This is a genomic window from Pedobacter puniceum (genome assembly GCF_009674685.1).
GTDB lineage: Bacteria > Bacteroidota > Bacteroidia > Sphingobacteriales > Sphingobacteriaceae > Pseudopedobacter > Pseudopedobacter puniceum.
In genome coordinates, this window is record NZ_WKJI01000002.1 from 955,584 (window position 1) to 973,507 (window position 17,924).

Consider the following 17,924-nt stretch of genomic DNA (forward strand, 5'->3'; position numbering starts at 1 on the left):
ATTACTTTAAGGACAAATAAGTTTTAATTGTTAACAAACAAAGCCTGTATGAATTTCATGCAGGCTTTGTTTGTTTTTAGTGTTTTTTAACGGTTTTTAAAAACTCATCAATAGCTGCTATAGCATTTTGCAAGCGGTTTTCTAAACCGCCAACTTCTACATAGTTGGCGTCTAAAGCTTTTAACTCTTTACGCCAAACATCCATAAAATAATCACTTAAACCCTCAAAATCTCTTAGTGGGTCTGGCTCCCAAGGTATATCATTCTTTAAAAGGATATAAAAATTATACTTATGGTGTTGCAAAGCATCTAAAACCATCTGCGGAGTTTCGCCTAATTGGTAATCGCTCCAAATCTTAACCGTTAAGAAAGTAGTATCGCAAATTAATAAACTTGTATTACAGGCCACTTCCATAGCTTCTTCTAAAGCTATTTGCCCATGAAACATGTTAACTTCATCTTGCAAAGTACAAGGTGCTGTTAAAGCCGCACAATAATAACGAGCATACTCTGGCACCCAAAGCGTTTGGTAATGTTGTGCCAAGGCTTTAGAAATGGTACTTTTCCCAGTAGACTCTGGTCCTACAATAGCTATTTTGATGATGTTTTTATTCATGCTGCTGATAAAGCTTGTAATTTTTCTTCCAATCTAAATAACCCTTTAAAGCTATAAACAAGAAAACAAAGTAAAGTAATGCGGTTGCCATTAAATCTTTATGAATGTATAAGGGGATGTAAACTGCATCTACCAATATCCAAATGAGCCAGTTTTCTAACTTTTTACGTGTCATTAAAAACTGCGCTATAAAACTGGTAGCTGTACAAAAACCATCTATATAAGGCACATCAGAATCGGTAAAATCATCGAGCAGATATCCAAAAGTTATACTTGCACTTAAAAGAACGATAGTAGCAAGTAACCATTCATTTTTAGTGAGCTTGGTGACAGGCCTTTCTGATTTTAGGCTTTTGTTTTGCCCATAACTCCAATAATACCAGCCGTAAATAGCCGTAGAAAGAAAGTAGAATTGTAAAATGGTATCTCCATAAAGTTTGGCCTCATAAAAAATATAGATATACGTTAGCACACTGAGGATAGAAACCGGCCAGTTTAAGATATTTTCTTTAGCTGCCAGATACACACATAACGCCCCTGTAATAACCCCAAACCACTCCAGATAGCTAATGGCTTTAAACTGTTGTATGATTTCTTGAAGTACCTGCATAAAAAATATTTAAATCATTTAGCCAAGATATAGTTAAATAAAGGACTTTTAGATTACAATCTAATAAATGAAGTAAATATATTAAAAGAGGCTTTCTTACCCTAGCCGGGTAGCGGCTTCTTTCTTTTCTAGTAATGGCTTTTCCGCACAAAAGGTTTCCTGCCAAATCTTCATAGGCCGTCTTCCGTTCTTCGGAAAGATGAGTTTTATATTTAAGGTAGTCTCCCTAAATAACCGCCTTTCAGGTTCTTTTTACTATGTACTTTCTACTTTAAAATATCGCTATTTAGGCAACTTTATACTATGCACTTTTGACTTCCTACTTTTAAAACATTATCTAGTAGGCGTAGCTACATTAAAGCTTAAACTTACCTTAACGCTAAGGTCTACATTTAAGTTATTTTGTAAAACATACTCCATTTTAATGCTCGAAGTTCCTGTTTTAAGGTAATCATCCAACAGCTTACTATTATCTGTATCTAGCATAATAGATCTTCCGGCAGTTGCAGCAATATCTGTTCTGGTAGCTACCAAAGTTTGTTCTTTGCCATTTACCAAATACAATTTAATCGACTTAAAAGCACCTAAAGTTTGTGTTGTTGGGCTCATGGCATCTATTCTGGCAGATGCAATACGTACTTGAGAAATTTGGTTATTATTGGTTTGTCCGGTAAAAATCTGGTCGAAACTACGGGCAGCACTACTAACACTAAAAGTGTTGCTACTGCTATTTGTGGCTGGGATAATTAAAGTAGCCGTATAAGGAAAAACAGAACGTACTACAGATTGTACAGTGGCACAGCCAGCCAAACCAACTAAAGCTATAAAAGTAATGAATATAGATTTTCTCATTTGTATTTAATAAAATTTGTGGTGAAAGAGCAATTTTTATTCCGTTTAACAAAACGCTAGGTTTAAGGTTTTTGTATAACGATGTATTTTTCTTTTATTGAAATGCAAAGTTGGAAAAACTTCTTTGCCAAAAAAACTTACAAAGCTGCTAATACAGCTCAATATGAATTATTAAAAAACATCTACATTTAACATAAATCTTTTACCTAAACCCATAAAAATAAAACCTATAACAACATGAAGAATGTAATGATGCTATTGCTGATGTTAATAGCTTGTATCACCTATGCCCAAGAAAAGCAAAACACCTTTTATTTCAAGAAAAACGGCAAACAAGTTCAAGAGAAAGATAGTGCAGATTATATAAGAACTATAAGCCCTTCAGATCCTGGAGAAACTCACTATAAATTGGTAGAACACTATAAAGATGGGACTATTAAAACTACAGGAAGAACTTCTTCTCCTAAAGGAGTAAAATATGAAGGTGAAGTCATTACCTTTTTTGATAATGGAAAAAGAGAAAGCTTTAAAACTTATGTTGATAATAAGCTGATGGGTTATGCTTATGAATACTTTAATAACGGAGAACTTAAATACCACCGTTTATATGTTGTGCCAACGGCCAAGTCTGATTCCTTAGAAACTAATTACCAAGTATTACAGGTTGGTGATTCTACTGGGAGAAAGTTTTTAGATGGTAAAGGTAATGGCTTTCTAGAGTATAAAAACAATTCGCTGGTAGAGAAAGGAGTTTATAAAAATGGCTTTAAAGATGGTTTGTGGAAAGTAGAAAATTTAAAAACAAACGCTACTTATGAAGAAATATACGCTAATGGTGTATTTAAATCTGGTACTTATAAATTAGCTAATGGTGAAACTGGAAGCTATACCATTCAAAAGCAGCTCCCAGCTTTTAAAGGTGGAAGTAATGCTTTTTGGGGATTTTTAAGTGATAATTTGAAATATCCTTCAGAAGATAGAAATGCTAGAATACAAGGTAGAGTACTTTTAAAATTTGTAGTGGAAGAAGATGGCAGTCTTACCAATTTTAAAGTAATACAAACTCCATCAGAATCTTTAGCGGAAGAAGCTATAAGAGTGTTGCAGAAATCTCAAAAGTGGGAACCAGGCATAGAAAGAGGAAAACCAGTGAAAGTAAATTTTACTATGCCTATTTTATTCCAACTAAGTAAATAATTATAGTATTTATGCTTAAAGTTTAAGCTCGGTTTATCCCCATGAAAACATTTTTAACCTTTATACTGTGTGTTTTAGGTAGCATAACACTAGCACAAGAAAAACGAAATTCCACTTATTTTAAGATGGATGGTAAGCAAGTTCAAGAGAAAGATAGTGCAGATTATATCAGAACTATAAGTCCTCCAGAATCTAGAAAAACTTACTTTGAATTAGTAGAATATTATAAAAATGGTACTATCAAAAGGATAGGAACAACTTCCTCTAAGGAAGAAGTAAGATTAGAAGGAGAAGTGGCTACTTTTTATGATAATGGGAAAAGAGCAAGTTTAAAAACTTATGTAGGAAATAGGTTAGTTGGCCCGGCTTATGAGTATTTTAAAAATGAAGAGTTAAAATCGTATCGTTATTACGATGTATCCTCTGTCAAGTTTAATAAAGGAGAAATAAATTATAAAACCTTACAAATAGGAGATTCTACCGGTAGAAAGTTCTTAGATGGTGAAGGTAACGGGGTGGTAGAAAGTAAAAATGAAACTTGGGCAGAAAAAGGCCTTTATAAAGATGGCTATAAAGATGGTTTATGGCAGATGCAAGATTTAAAAACGCAGATTGTTTATGAAGAGATTTATGCTAAAGGTGTTTTGCAATCTGGCACTTATAAGTTGACTGATGGTAAAACAGGAACTTATACTGTTAAACAAACTTTAGCTAAATTTAAAAATGGCGAGCAAACTTTATTTGAATTTCTAAAAGAAAATTTAAGATATCCTCCTGAAGATAAGCTAGCTAAGATAACAGGAAGTGTACAATTAAGTTTTATAGTAGACATAGATGGTAGCCTCCACAATTTTAAGGTATTAAAATCTCCTTCGGAGACTTTAACAAAAGAAGCAATACGTATTTTACAGAAGTCACCCAATTGGGAGCCAGCTAAACAAAGAGGAATTCCAATAAAGTCATCTTACACGCTTCCTCTTGTATTTAATTTGAGATGATTTAAAGTATCTTATACGTGGTAAAAATGGTTTTTTTGTCCAATTGTTGAAATCATTTATAATCATCAATGATTATGATACTGTAAAATTAGGCACTTGCCAAAAAAACTCATAAAGCTGCTTATACAGCTTAATATGAATTATTAAAATACATCTATATTTAGGTAAATCTTTTACCTAAAACCATAAAGCCTAATAACACCATGAAAAATCTAATAATGCTATTGCTGATGTTAATAGCTTATAGTACCTATGCCCAAGAAAAACAAAGCACCTACTATTTCAAGAAAAACGGTAAACAAGTTCAAGAAAAAGATAGTGCAGATTATATCAGAACTATAAGTCCTCCAGATTCTGGAGAAACTCATTACAAATTGGTAGAATATTATAAAGATGGCACCTTAAAAAGAACAGGAAGAACTTCTTCTACAAAGCTTGCCAGATTAGAAGGAGAGGTTGCAACTTTTTACGATAATGGGCAAAAGGAAAGTTTAAAAACCTATGCAGAAAATATGTTAATTGGCCCAGCATATGAGTATTTCAGAAATGGCGAGCTAAAATCATATCGTTATTTTGAAATTCCATCGGGGAAGTATAACATGGCAGAAACCAATTATAAACTTTTACAAATAGGAGATTCTACTGGAGTAAAATTCTTAGATGGTAAAGGGAATGGTGTGGTAGAAAATAGAAGTAAAACTTGGGTGGAAAAAGGCTCTTATAAAGATGGCTTTAAAGATGGTTTATGGGTATTTCAAGATTTAAAAACGCAGATTGTTTATGAAGAGATTTTTTCAAAGGGTGTGTTTCAATCTGGTACTTATAAATTAACTGATGGCAAAACAGGTAAGTATACTGTAAGGGAAACATTGGCTAAATTTAAAGGTGGCGATCAAGCTTTAGGTGAATATTTAAGAAGCAATTTAAGTTACCCTTCAGAGGATAGGATGGCGAAAATAACAGGTAGAGTAATCATAAACTTTATTGTAGAGGCAGATGGTAGCCTTAGTAGTTTTAAGATATTAAAGTCTCCTTCCGAGACTTTGGCTAAAGAAGCAAAACGTGTGATGTATTTATGTCCTAATTGGGAACCAGCTCTGCAAAGAGGAGTTCCAACAAAGTCATCTTACACGCTTCCTATTGTATTTAGTATGAGATAATTTAAGCTTCGTGATAAATTACAAAAAAAGATACCTAAATAAGCACAATTTTTCTATCTTTGCATCCCGACAAACAAGTCGGGTTTTTCTTTTTATCGCGTAAGAAAACCCACAAATAATTTACGCACATGCCAAAAGATACTTCCATTAAATCCATCCTGATCATCGGATCTGGTCCTATTATTATCGGTCAAGCTTGCGAATTTGATTATGCTGGTTCACAAGCCGCTTTATCTTTAAAAGACGAAGGTATTGAGGTTTCCATCATCAACTCAAATCCGGCAACCATCATGACGGATAAGGTTATTGCAGACCATGTTTATTTAAAACCTTTAACTGTAGCTTCTATAGAAGAAATTTTACAAGAACGTAAAATTGATGCGGTTTTACCTACTATGGGTGGTCAAACAGCGTTAAACCTAGCTATAGAGGCAGAAGAGCGTGGTATTTGGGAAAAATATAATGTAAGAATTGTTGGTGTTGATACTGCTGCCATAGAGAAAACAGAAAACCGCGAAGCCTTTAGACAACTAATGGTTGATATTGGCATTGGGGTAGCAAAATCTAAAATCGCAAACTCTTTCTTAGAAGGTAAAGAAGCGGCACAAGAAATTGGTTTCCCTTTGGTAATTCGTCCTTCTTATACTTTAGGAGGTTACGGAGGTGGTTTCGTACATAAAAAAGAAGATTTTGATGCAGCACTTTCTCATGGTTTACAAGCTTCGCCTACGCATGAGGTTTTGGTAGAGCAAGCTGTATTAGGCTGGAAAGAATATGAGTTAGAGTTATTGAGAGATAATAAAGATAACGTTATCATCATCTGTTCTATAGAAAACTTCGATCCTATGGGTATCCATACCGGAGATTCTATTACCGTAGCTCCTGCGATGACACTTTCTGACCGTTGCTACCAGGAGATGCGTAACCAAGCCATCAAAATGATGAGGGCTATTGGTAATTTCGCGGGTGGTTGTAACGTACAATTCTCTGTAAATCCAGTAAACGATGAAATTATCGCTATTGAAATTAACCCACGTGTTTCTCGTTCATCAGCTTTAGCGTCTAAAGCTACTGGTTACCCAATTGCGAAAATTGCTGCTAAATTGGCTATCGGTTATAACCTAGACGAGTTAGAAAATCAAATCACTAAAACAACTTCGGCTTATTTTGAGCCTACTATAGATTATGTAATTGTTAAAGTTCCACGTTGGAATTTTGATAAATTTAAAGGTGCTAATACCGAGCTTGGTTTACAAATGAAATCTGTAGGCGAGGTAATGGCTATTGGTCGTTCTTTTATTGAAGCATTACAAAAAGCTTGTCAGTCTTTAGAAATAGGCAGAGCAGGTTTAGGTGCCGATGGCAGACAAAACCGCAACATCGAAGACATCATGCATAAGCTAGAGCATCCAAGCTGGGATAGATTATTTGCTATCAAAGATGCTTTAAGAATGGGTGTGCCTATAGAATCTGTAAGAAAAGTTACCAAAATAGATAAGTGGTTCTTAAACCAAATACAAGAACTGGTAACGCTAGAGCAAGAGCTTAAGCGTTATAACTTAAATAATATCCCTAAAGATATTTTCCTTACGGTGAAGCAAAAAGGCTTCTCTGATGTTCAAATTGCCTGGATTTTAGGTAATGTAACAGAAGATGAAGTTTACGATAGAAGAAAAGAACTAGGTTTAAACCGAGTTTATAAAATGGTAGATACTTGTGCGGCAGAGTTTCCGGCACAAACACCATACTACTACTCTACTTACGAGGGCGAAAATGAATCTCGTCCATCAGACAAAAAGAAAATCATTGTTTTAGGTTCTGGTCCTAACCGTATTGGTCAAGGTATAGAGTTTGATTATTCTTGTGTACACGGCTTAATTGCTGCTGGCCAAGAAGGTTATGAAGCTATCATGGTAAACTGTAACCCAGAAACGGTATCTACAGATTTTAACATGGCAGATAAGTTATACTTCGAGCCTGTTTTTTGGGAGCATGTAAGAGAAATTATTGATTTAGAGAAACCAGAAGGTGTAATTGTGCAGCTTGGTGGTCAAACAGCCTTGAAAATGGCTGAAAAGTTACATGAGAAAGGTATCAAAATTATAGGTACTTCTTATGATAATATGGACATTGCCGAAGACCGCGGTCGTTTCTCTGATTTATTAAAAGAATTAAATATCCCTTACCCACGTTATGGTGTAGCAGAAGATGCTGAAGAAGCTATAAAAGTAGCTAATGAAGTAGGTTACCCGGTATTGGTTCGTCCGTCTTATGTATTGGGTGGCCAAGGCATGAGCATCGTGATAAACGATGAGGATTTAGAAAGAGCGGTTGTAAAGTTACTTGGAGATTTACCAGGAAACAGAGTTTTAATTGACCATTTCTTAGACAGAGCAGAAGAGGCAGAATCAGATTCTATTTTTGATGGTGAAGATGTGCATATCATTGGTTTAATGGAGCATATTGAGCCTGCTGGTATCCACTCAGGAGATTCATTCTCGGTTCTACCTCCGTTTAACTTATCTGAGGGTGTAATTGCTAAAATGGAAGAGTATACCGCTAAACTTGCCAAAGCTTTAGATATTAGAGGTTTGATGAATATCCAGTTTGCTATTAAAAACGAGGATGTTTATGTGATAGAGGCAAACCCTAGAGCATCAAGAACGGTTCCTTTTATTGCTAAAGCTTATGATGTACCTTATATCAATATCGCAACTAAAGTAATGTTGGGCACCAAAAAGCTAAAAGACTTTACTATAGAAAGAAAGTTAGAAGGTTATGCTATTAAAGAACCAGTTTTCTCTCACCATAAATTCCCTGAAATTCAGAAAGAATTAGGTCCTGAGATGAAATCAACCGGCGAAGCTATCCGTTTCATTAAGTCTTTAGAAGACCCATATTTTATTCAGTTATACAAAGAGAAATCTATGTATTTATCTAAATAACAGGAGATTTAAATCAAATAGAAAGCCATCTGTTTTGCAGATGGCTTTTTTATTTATGAGAATCTTATTTTTAGAAATCAAATAAATCGCCTAAGAAAGAGTCTTTCTTTTTCTTTCTATAGTCATGATGTTTATAGTCATGGTGTTGTTGAGTTCTATAATTATCATGATGTTGGCTAGGGCGTTCAAAAGAGGCAGAACGCTCTATAATTTTATCTAGCTCGCCACGGTCTAGCCATACACCACGGCACTCTGGGCAGTAATCTATTTCTACACCGCTTCTATCGGTAATTAAAAGGTTAACATTACAAGTAGGACATTTCATCGTATCAAAGATTAATCAAACAATAAATTAACGTACATTTTAGCTATTTGTTTCTTTTTCTAAACTTGCTTATTCGCTATTTGCTGCTTCCATTAAATAGTCAAAAAGATTGGTATCTGACGATACGTTTAACTTTTTACGTAGTCGGTAACGACTTACCTCTACAGCTCTAATCGTGATACTCATGAGCTGTGCCATCTCTTTAGAAGATAAGTTCATTTTTAAATAAGCACAAAGTTTTAAATCATTCTGACTTAGAGAAGGGAATTTCTCTTTTAATTTGGTTAAGAAATTAGAGTGTACATGATCAAAATGTATAGCAAATTGTTCCCAATCAGAGTCGTTTCGTTCGGCCTCGTTTAATAAACTTAAAATTCTCTTAAATTCTTCAGGAGCATTTTCTGCATCCTCAACTTTTACAATAGGTAATAGCTCTTCTTTTATTTTGGCCAATAGTTTACCCCTTTGTACCAAATGCATGGTAGCCGTTGCGAGTTCTTTATTTTTGAAATTTACATCGGCTTCAAGCTTTTCATTTTGTAGTTTAACAATTTCTTTTTCGTTATGCTCAATTTCTAGTTGGTGTGTCTTTTTTAAATATTCTTGTTCTTTTTGGTGTATTTTTTTCTGTCTTTGGATGAGTAAATAAATCGCGAAAGCTAACAGTAAGAAGCAAAAAAAGTAAAATAAATTAGTTTGATACCAAGCTGGTTCAACTGTAAATGAGAATTCGGTAACCGGAGATTCATTTCCTAAATTGTTTCTAACTTTAACTTTAAAAGTATAATCGCCATGCGGGATATTGGTGTAATCTTTCTCGCTTTTAGCGCTCCAGACCGACCATTCTTTATCAAAACCTTGTAACTGGTAGCTATATTCTATATTGTTTTGCTGCTCGTATAATGTAGATGAATATTCGAAATGTAAGGAATTATGCTTGTAAGCAAGTTTTGGTTTCTGCGTTTTATCTTGCTTTTCTGCTATTTTATTTTGGTTTAAAAAGTAACCTCCAAATATAGTACTATCGGTTTTACCGGATATTTTTACTTGCGTAAGTAGCGCATTTAGAGGTCTTATATTAGCCAAATATTTTGGGTAATTGATGTGGATGACGCCTGTATTAGAACTGATAAAAATGTTTTCTTTATTGTGGATATAAATATTCTCAAAGCCGGCTAAAACTTTTGAAGTTAACTCTGGAAAATAAACAATGGAATAATTCTTACCTTTTTCTTTTCTTTGGAAATCTATCACACCAACATTCTTATAGCTTACAAACCAGATGTTTCCATCTTGATCTTCATTAAGATATTGAAAAGTTTTTTTAAGTATAGGAGAGAAGAACTTTGATGGCGAGAATTTCTGCTTAGCCTCATCAAATTCGTAGATACCTTTAAGCGTTGCAACTACAATGCGGTTTTTAATTCTAGCTACATAATTATGTAAGTGAGAAGGTAAACCATCTTTTTCTTTATAAATCCATGTTTTTATGATACTAGTTTTATCATCAGATAGTTTAAACCTATAGATACCGCGGTAAGGATGAGAAGCCCAAAAAGTATTGCTGCTATTATCGTAAAGCAAAAATCTTAGAGATTCATCAATACCTTTGATGGTACCTTTATTTATAAATTTACCTTGATTGTAGGCAATGTGTTGTAGCCCATTAAAAGTTCCGGCAATAATTTCTTTAGCAGGATAATAAGGGGAAGTAGGTTCAAAAATCCAAGTCCCGGGGGCATTATATAACTGGTTTGCAATGTTGTTTTTAACCAAAAAAGTACCTTCTTCATGGGCTACTAAAAGTTGGTTGTTTAATACATTTAAGTTCCAAACTTGGCCTTGCACCTTTGGGATGATACTAAAATTATTACTGTTATAGCTTATATCTTTAAGGTTAGGGTTTAATGGCGAAGCATATAAACCATTAGAAGTACCTATGTATAACTGATTGTCAAGAATACGAGTAGCATAGCCAGTAGTTTGTTTAAGGGGATCTGGGTAAATGTATTTAACCGCTGTATTAAAGGTAATAAAATCTATACCATCATCTAAACCTAACCATAAATTCTGGCTTTTATCTTTAAAGATACTTCTGATATTATTTCTTTGTAGACCATCAGAAACGGTAAATCTTTGTATGATATTTCCTTTTTTATCAACGATGAAACAGCCCGCAGAGGAAGTTGTAAAGGCATACCATTCTTTATTAACTTGTAAAGCACAGCTTATACGATGCTTGAAAAATGAAGCATCATCTTTAGAAGTTAATTTAGATAATTGGTTTTGATGTAAAAGGTATAATCCGTTTTTTAAAGTGGTTATCAGCAAAGTATCATTTTGATAAGGTAGAATAGCTGTAACCACAGCACTTTTTAAGTCTGGATGATCGCAAACGGTTTTCCAAACACCGTTTTTTACAGATAGTATGCCTTTGGTATTTTCATGAGCTAGAATCTGGTCTTTAACTTTTCCTACAAACTCAAAAGCGCCTTCTGCTTTGTAAACTCTAAAAGCACCATCTTTGTAATGAAAAATTTTAGGTCTTGTTCTAAAATAAACCTCTTGGTTAAAGATTTCTATGTTCCAAATATCAGCAAATTGCTTATCGGCAATTGGGATAAGTTCTCTTAAAGAATGAAACTTTAAAACGCCATGCTCATCTGGAAAGAAATAACCAATTTCATCTTGTCCGCCTACATAAATTTTACCATCAGGATGTATTTTTACAGACCGTACAATGGTTTTATGAGGTAAGGGATATAATTTCCAATAACGTCCATCATAAGAAAGCAAGCCCTCGTTATTAGCAAAATACATCACTCCGTTTCTATCTTGTTCTATTTTCCAGTTTTGGGTACCTGCTTTATAAAAAGATGAACTGTAGTTATTAATCTGCGGAAGCCCAACTTGAGCTTTCGTTATGATTGATATGGTAAATATGAATAAGAATAGCGTTAGATGCTTCATGAATGTTTATGAAGTATAATTTAATGGTTTACAATTATCAAGATACAAATCTATTTTCAATTTCATACAGAAACTGTAATCGTGATAACATTCAACGTCTCAATTTGTGTTTAAAGTCATTTTAAACCCGATTTTTTTATTTGAAGCTTACATGATGTAGTATTATTGTAGTACCTCTAAAACTTAATTTCAAGGATATTGTAGTGGTTATATAGTACTTCATAATGATGCTGGTACACAAATTGAATTTACTTTTGTTCTGTTGTTTAAGATGCCAATCTTAACAGCCATTAACCAATTAAATAAATTATACAACTTAACTTATTGTTTATGAAAGGGAAAATTACCTTAATTTTTCTAACGCTTTACTTGTTCTGCTGTACTATTATGTATGGGCAAGATTTACGCGTTACCGGAAAAGTTACTGACGAAAAGGGAGAAGCACTGCCTGGCGTGAGTATTAAAATTAAAAATGAAACAGTATCAACACAAACCAATGTTAATGGAGAATTTTCTCTACGGGTTGGTTCAGAAAATCAAGTCTTAGTTTTTTCTTATTTAGGCTTTACTACCAAAGAAGTTTTGGTAGGTAAGAATAGAAACATCATGGTAACACTGCAACCTAGCAATGCTAGCTTAGAAGAAGTTGTGGTAGTAGGTTATGGTACTCAACAAAAAGCTACGGTTTCTAGTTCTATTTCATCCGTATCATCTAGAGAAATTACAGCAACGCCTGTGGCAGATGCAGCACAAGCTTTACAAGGCAGAGTTGCTGGTGTTACCGTAGTACAAAACTCTGGTGCGCCAGGTGGTACTGGTGGTACAGGTATTAGAATACGTGGTATATCATCTGTAACAGGTACTAATAATCCTCTAATAGTTTTAGATGGTTTCCCACTGCCAGACCAAGGGGCAGATAACGTTTTAAACTCTTTTAGCCCAGGCGAGATAGAATCTATTGATGTTTTAAAAGATGCATCTGCAGCTTCTATTTATGGTGTGAGAGGTTCTAATGGGGTAATCATGATTACTACTAAAAGAGGTAAAGAAGGCGTAGTAAATATCAATGCTGATGTATATCGTGGTATGCAGCAAGCATGGCGCTTACCAACCATGCTAAACGCTAGAGAGTACGCTATTTTAAACAACGAGGCCAGAATAGCAAGCTTATTAAATCCGCTACCAAAACTTGCAGATCCTACGGCTGTACAACAAGAATATGGCGAGGGAACAGATTGGTTAGATGAGATTTTTAGAGGAGCAGCCATGACAAACGCTACCGTTAATATCAACGGAGGTACAGAAAAAGCTAAATATTCTTTCTCTACCGGATATTTCCAACAAGATGGTATTATAGAAGAAACTAGTTTTGAAAGATTTACAGCCCGTTTTAATGGTGATTTAAAAGCTAGCAAAAGGTTAAAAATTGGTAACAGCTTAGCGCTTTCTCGTACAAAAGAAGACCCAGCAAATACCTTTGATGCTTTTAACAGTGTCATCTTATTAGCACTTACAGCCCCACCAACCGTTAGACCAAGAAACCCTGACGGTACTTATGCTGGAGGTAATGGTGGTATTGATGGTTTTGACGAGCCTAACCCAGTATATCAATTAGAAGTCCCTCAGTTTTTAAACACCCGTTTCAGATTAACTGGAAGTGTTTTCGGAGAATATGAAATAGCAACTGGTTTATCATTTAAAGCTAACTTAGGTTTAGATTTTATTACCCAAAGCTTAAGAGGTTATAACCCAGCTATTCCTTCTACGGGTGGTCGTCCTATTATTAGAACTGGTGTTACAGATCAAACCAATTTTAACCCAAGTTATCTGGGCGAGTTTACCTTAAACTACACCAAAAAAATTAAAGACCATAGCTTCAACTTATTAGCTGGTTACACCGTTCAAGATAATAACTTTAATACTTTAGGAGCTGGAAGAACTGGATACAGTGTTTTAGGTTTCCCAGTATTAAATGATAATATTTTTAGACCTGTAGATTTATCAGAAACCTATAATTTCAATGGTTTTGGTACCAATAGGTTACTTTCTTACGTAGGAAGAATAAACTATGATTATAAAGGTAAATACATTTTACAAGCGAGTATAAGACAAGACGGATCTTCTAATTTTGGTCCGGATAATAAATACGCCATATTCCCAGCTTTTTCTTTAGCATGGAGAGCTATAGATGAGGATTTTATTAAAAATTATACTTGGTTAAGCGATTTAAAACTAAGGTTTAGCTTTGGTGTGGTAGGAAACCAAGATATACCAGGTTTCTCTTACTTAGCTGGTATTAATAGTGGTATTGGGTATGCTTTTGGCGATAATACAGGTAGTGGTGGTTTAGTTGCCGGTGCTGCACCAACAGCTTTATCAAACCCAAATATTGGATGGGAGAAAAATCAGCAAATTAACATTGGTTTTGATTTAGGATTTTATAAAAACCGTTTAACTACATCGGTAGATTTATATCAAAGAAAATCTTTAGACCTATTGTTTAGAGTACCTGTTCCTACAACCTCTGGAACTTATGAGCCTATTCCTTTTAACACTGGCGATATGGTAAACAAGGGTATAGATTTCACCTTAAATAGCGTAAATTTTGATAAAAAGAACTTTAAGTGGAATACTACTTTGGTATTATCTGCTTATGATAACGAGTTAACTTCGTTAGGATTAGCATCGCCAATTAACAATGGTTTTGCCCGTATCCCAGGTGGTTCTTTAAGAGTAGAGCAAGGTTTCCCTGTAAATTATTTTTATGGGTTTAAAACCGATGGAATTTTCCAAAACCAAGCAGAGATTGATGCTCATGCTACGCAAACCCCAGGCACCAACCCGGCTACTAGTACCGCTCCTGGCGATATTAGATTCGTAGATGTGAATAAAGATGGTGTAATTAACGATATGGATAGAACCAATATTGGTAATCCTAACCCAACTTTTACATACGGTTTCACCAACAACTTTACTTATAAAAATTTCGAGTTGAGCTTGTTCATCCAAGGTGCAGAAGGAAATAAAGTATTAAACTTTAACAGATGGTACACAGAAAGTGGCGTAAGTAACGGTAATTACTCTAATTATTTTATTGGCAGATGGACAGGTGAAGGTACTTCTAACAGTATACCTAGAGCTATCCAGAATGACCCTAACCAAAATAACCGTGTTTCTGATAGGTTTGTAGAAGATGCATCTTACCTACGTATCAAAAACTTAAGATTGGGTTATTCTTTACCATCAAAATGGATGAGAACTGCAAAAATCCAGAAAATGCAAATCTACGGAAGTGTGCAAAACCTTTTAACAGTTACCAATTATACAGGTTTCGACCCAGAAGTTGGTGGTGGTGTTGATATTGGTTATTACCCACAAGCCAGAATATTTTTATTAGGTATTAATGCAAGCTTTTAATTCAAAGAAATTAAAAACATGAAGACAATAAAATTAAAATATATCATGATTGGGGTTGTGGTAACAACTTTAATCAGCTGTAAAAAAGATTTTTTAAATCTTGATCCTAACGATAGAATCACCACAGAGAATTTTTATCAAACAGAGGCAGATGCTGTAGCTGCTATAAATGCTGCTTATCAACCATTAGCTGGTTTGTATAATTTGATGTGGCAGTTTGGAGACATCATGAGTGATGATACCGATACTGGTGGTGGCGGTGGTGGCGATGGCGCATCAGAACTAGAGCTTGATAATTTTACGGTAACTCCGTTTAATTCTAATCTATCAAACTACTGGGCACAGTGTTACTTAGGTATCCAAAGAGCTAATATCGCTATAGAGAAAGTTCCTACGGTGCCAAGCATCAGCGAAAGCGTAAAAAATAGAAGTTTGGGCGAGGCCTACTTTTTAAGAGCAGTTTATTATTTCCATTTAGTGAGGTTGTTTGGTGATGTTCCTTTATATACTAATCCAATTTCTTTAGAAGAAGCTAGAACGATAGCAAGGTCTCCAAGAGCTGATGTTTACACACAAATTATTGCAGATTTAAGACAAGCAGAACAACTTTTACCTAATACCTATACCGGTACTAACAAAGGTAGGGCAACTGCTGGCTCTGCAAAAGGTATTTTAGCAAGTGTTTATTTAACCCTAGGGAATAAAACAGAGGCAGCTGCTAAATCTTTAGAAGTTATTAATAATGCCGGTTTATATGGTTATGATTTATGGGATGATTATGGTGATAACTTTAAATTGGAGAACGAAAACGGTAAAGAATCGGTTTTTGAAGTGCAGTATCGTAGTGGTGGTGGCCAATGGACTTTCTTTGGTGGCGGACAAGTGCTAAACACTTTTATGGGACCAAGAGCGCAAAATATTGTACAATCTTCTGGTTATGGTTTTAGTGTACCAACTTTAGATTTATTTAACCAATACGAGCGTACAAACCCGGCAGACTCTAGCACCATCAGAGACGAAAGAAGAAGACCAAGTATGTGGATGCCTGGCGATAAATTTGTATCAGGGCCAATAAATTATACTCAACCTGCCTCTTTAGTAGGTTCTCCTAACGGATTTAATACCAAAAAATACTTTATACCTATTACCAATTTAACTGGCGATAATGGTGGTTGGACTGCTGCTAAAAACATCCCGGTTATGCGCTATAGCGAAATTTTATTGATTTATGCCGAAGCCGCTGGACCAACTTTAGGTAAGCAATATATTGATAGGGTAAGAGCTAGAGCAAATTTAAACCCACTACCAGCAGGTTTAAGTGATGCTGCTTATTTGGCTGCAATTTATAAAGAGCGCAGACTAGAATTTGCTTTTGAGATGCATCGTTGGTTTGATTTATTACGTCATCCAAACCCTAATTACTTTATAGATGTAATGAGGGCAGCCGGTAAAACAAATGTTGCTGCTAAACATAGGTTTATGCCTATCCCGCAAAGCGAGAGAGATATCAATCCAAACTTAACTCAAAATGATTATTAACGTTTAAGATACATGTTATGAAAAAAAATATTTTAATAACCTTATCTGCAGTTCTTACAACTTTCTTCTGGACAGCTTGTAAAGAGTCTGATAATATATTAGAAGGTACACCTTCTGAAGCATCTTTTACAGCGGCCATAACCGCCGTACCAGATACTTTACCTTTTCAACAAAAGGTAACTTTTACTAATAATTCTAAAGATGCTTTCATTTACAAATGGGATTTTGGTGATGGTAGTAACCCATCTGCGGAAGCAAACCCTGTACATATATATAAAAGCAGTAATACTTTTACCGTAAAACTTACTTCAGTAGGTAAAGCAGGTAGCAGCGAAAGTACCAGAGTAATTACCGTACAAGATGCTTGCAGTAATGAAACTTTTAGAAAATTAACCAGCTGTGGCGTACAAAATTGGACATGGAGCAGTAGTGCCGATGCTATAAGAGTATTATCAGCAGATGCTTCACAAGTGTTTTTTGCTGGCCCAGCAGCAGGTTGCCAAGTTGATGATAGATTTACTTTCCAATCTGATGGTACTTTTAGATACGATGCAAGAGGAGAAACTTTTAGCGTACAAGCAGGTTATTCTTGCCAGCCAGCTATCGCTAATGCTAACTCTTTCAAAATGGTAGCCAGAGCGGGTAGTGTACCAAAAATCATTTTAGGTCCGGCGGCTACAGGCGGTAGAGCGTTTTTAGGTACTACAGACCAAGTGGTGGGTAACGCTTATGAAATTAGGTCTATTACCGATGAAACTATGGTTTTAAGAGGTACTTTAACCGATGGTAATTTGATAGAGTTTAAATTCCAATTACCATCAGACTTAGACAATGTGAAATTAGTATTAACAGGTGGTTCTACCAGATCATGGAAATTAGATGTCAATAAAATACCTGGCCCTATTACTGTTGGTCCTAATGATGGAGACCCAACCGGTTATTTTGGTGGTGGTCCTTTAGCACCTTGCCAAATTGATGATGTATATACTTTTGGCCAAAATAATACCATTGTTTATAATGCTGGTGCCGAAACCTTTGTGGCAGGAAACCCTGGTAGTTGCCAAGCGCCAAGAAACTACAGCACTACTTATACCTTTACTAATGTGCCTGGAGGGGCTGGTATAGCTCAAATAAACCTTCCTATTAATGCACAATATTTTATTGGTATAACCGATAGACCTAATGAAAATGTTTACAGAATAATAGAGATAAATGACAACAGAATGGTGTTAAGAGCCGGAAATGGTAATAGTGGGGTTGTATTTGATTTATTTTTTGTAAGAGCAAATTAATAT

At 35.0% G+C, this 17,924-nt stretch carries 12 protein-coding genes; 7 read left to right on the forward strand and 5 right to left on the reverse strand.

Features of this window, described 5'->3' with window-relative positions:
* Window positions 1-76: 76 nt before the first annotated feature.
* From GJJ64_RS10805 to GJJ64_RS10815, 3 genes are all read right to left on the reverse strand, one after another.
* Window positions 77-616, reverse strand: coding sequence for an AAA family ATPase (locus GJJ64_RS10805; RefSeq protein WP_154287784.1), 540 nt, complete (start codon window positions 614-616; stop codon window positions 77-79).
* Complete coding sequence (gene pnuC, locus GJJ64_RS10810; RefSeq protein WP_154287785.1) at window positions 609-1,226, reverse strand: nicotinamide riboside transporter PnuC; 618 nt, start codon at window positions 1,224-1,226, stop codon at window positions 609-611. Before pnuC ends, GJJ64_RS10805 begins: the two co-directional genes overlap by 8 nt.
* Before the next feature lie 333 nt (window positions 1,227-1,559).
* The gene (locus tag GJJ64_RS10815; RefSeq protein ID WP_154287786.1) at window positions 1,560-2,078 is read right to left on the reverse strand and encodes a hypothetical protein; all 519 of its coding nucleotides are present in this window, start codon (window positions 2,076-2,078) and stop codon (window positions 1,560-1,562) included.
* 237 nt (window positions 2,079-2,315) lie between these two features.
* Between GJJ64_RS10815 and GJJ64_RS10820 the strand changes: the two genes are divergently transcribed.
* From GJJ64_RS10820 to carB, 4 genes are all read left to right on the forward strand, one after another.
* Window positions 2,316-3,275 carry an energy transducer TonB gene (locus tag GJJ64_RS10820; protein WP_154287787.1) on the forward strand — a complete coding sequence of 320 codons (960 nt, stop codon included), beginning with the start codon at window positions 2,316-2,318 and terminating at the stop codon, window positions 3,273-3,275.
* A gap of 41 nt (window positions 3,276-3,316) precedes the next feature.
* Complete coding sequence (locus GJJ64_RS10825; protein WP_154287788.1) at window positions 3,317-4,273, forward strand: energy transducer TonB; 957 nt, start codon at window positions 3,317-3,319, stop codon at window positions 4,271-4,273.
* Window positions 4,274-4,476: 203 nt separating this feature from the next.
* Complete coding sequence (locus GJJ64_RS10830; RefSeq protein ID WP_154287789.1) at window positions 4,477-5,433, forward strand: energy transducer TonB; 957 nt, start codon at window positions 4,477-4,479, stop codon at window positions 5,431-5,433.
* A gap of 128 nt (window positions 5,434-5,561) precedes the next feature.
* Window positions 5,562-8,378, forward strand: coding sequence for a carbamoyl-phosphate synthase large subunit (gene carB / locus GJJ64_RS10835; protein ID WP_154287790.1), 2,817 nt, complete (start codon window positions 5,562-5,564; stop codon window positions 8,376-8,378).
* Window positions 8,379-8,448: 70 nt separating this feature from the next.
* Here carB and GJJ64_RS10840 read toward each other — a convergent pair whose 3' ends face one another.
* Window positions 8,449-8,703, reverse strand: coding sequence for a TFIIB-type zinc ribbon-containing protein (locus GJJ64_RS10840; protein ID WP_154287791.1), 255 nt, complete (start codon window positions 8,701-8,703; stop codon window positions 8,449-8,451).
* Between the two features lie 69 nt (window positions 8,704-8,772).
* Window positions 8,773-11,673, reverse strand: coding sequence for a triple tyrosine motif-containing protein (locus tag GJJ64_RS10845; RefSeq protein WP_154287792.1), 2,901 nt, complete (start codon window positions 11,671-11,673; stop codon window positions 8,773-8,775).
* 330 nt (window positions 11,674-12,003) lie between these two features.
* On the opposite strand from GJJ64_RS10845, the gene GJJ64_RS10850 reads away from it, so the two are divergent.
* Genes GJJ64_RS10850 through GJJ64_RS17000 form a run of 3 tightly spaced genes read left to right on the forward strand, consistent with a single transcriptional unit; the run spans window position 12,004 to window position 17,921 of the window.
* Complete coding sequence (locus GJJ64_RS10850; protein WP_154287793.1) at window positions 12,004-15,090, forward strand: SusC/RagA family TonB-linked outer membrane protein; 3,087 nt, start codon at window positions 12,004-12,006, stop codon at window positions 15,088-15,090.
* 18 nt (window positions 15,091-15,108) lie between these two features.
* Window positions 15,109-16,629, forward strand: a complete 1,521-nt coding sequence (locus GJJ64_RS10855; RefSeq protein ID WP_154287794.1) for a RagB/SusD family nutrient uptake outer membrane protein — start codon at window positions 15,109-15,111, stop codon at window positions 16,627-16,629.
* A 17-nt stretch (window positions 16,630-16,646) separates the two neighbouring features.
* The gene (locus tag GJJ64_RS17000) at window positions 16,647-17,921 is read left to right on the forward strand and encodes a PKD domain-containing protein (protein WP_154287795.1); all 1,275 of its coding nucleotides are present in this window, start codon (window positions 16,647-16,649) and stop codon (window positions 17,919-17,921) included.
* Window positions 17,922-17,924: the final 3 nt, after the last annotated feature.

Coding starts and splice junctions, on each gene's coding strand:
- GJJ64_RS10820 (WP_154287787.1), top strand. CDS start 2,316: ATGAAGAATGTAATGATGCTATTGCTGATGTTAATAGCTTGTATCACC.
- pnuC (WP_154287785.1), bottom strand. CDS start 1,226: ATGCAGGTACTTCAAGAAATCATACAACAGTTTAAAGCCATTAGCTAT.
- GJJ64_RS10845 (WP_154287792.1), bottom strand. CDS start 11,673: ATGAAGCATCTAACGCTATTCTTATTCATATTTACCATATCAATCATA.
- GJJ64_RS10850 (WP_154287793.1), top strand. CDS start 12,004: ATGAAAGGGAAAATTACCTTAATTTTTCTAACGCTTTACTTGTTCTGC.
- GJJ64_RS10825 (WP_154287788.1), top strand. CDS start 3,317: ATGAAAACATTTTTAACCTTTATACTGTGTGTTTTAGGTAGCATAACA.
- GJJ64_RS10855 (WP_154287794.1), top strand. CDS start 15,109: ATGAAGACAATAAAATTAAAATATATCATGATTGGGGTTGTGGTAACA.
- GJJ64_RS10830 (WP_154287789.1), top strand. CDS start 4,477: ATGAAAAATCTAATAATGCTATTGCTGATGTTAATAGCTTATAGTACC.
- GJJ64_RS17000 (WP_154287795.1), top strand. CDS start 16,647: ATGAAAAAAAATATTTTAATAACCTTATCTGCAGTTCTTACAACTTTC.
- GJJ64_RS10815 (WP_154287786.1), bottom strand. CDS start 2,078: ATGAGAAAATCTATATTCATTACTTTTATAGCTTTAGTTGGTTTGGCT.
- carB (WP_154287790.1), top strand. CDS start 5,562: ATGCCAAAAGATACTTCCATTAAATCCATCCTGATCATCGGATCTGGT.
- GJJ64_RS10840 (WP_154287791.1), bottom strand. CDS start 8,703: ATGAAATGTCCTACTTGTAATGTTAACCTTTTAATTACCGATAGAAGC.
- GJJ64_RS10805 (WP_154287784.1), bottom strand. CDS start 616: ATGAATAAAAACATCATCAAAATAGCTATTGTAGGACCAGAGTCTACT.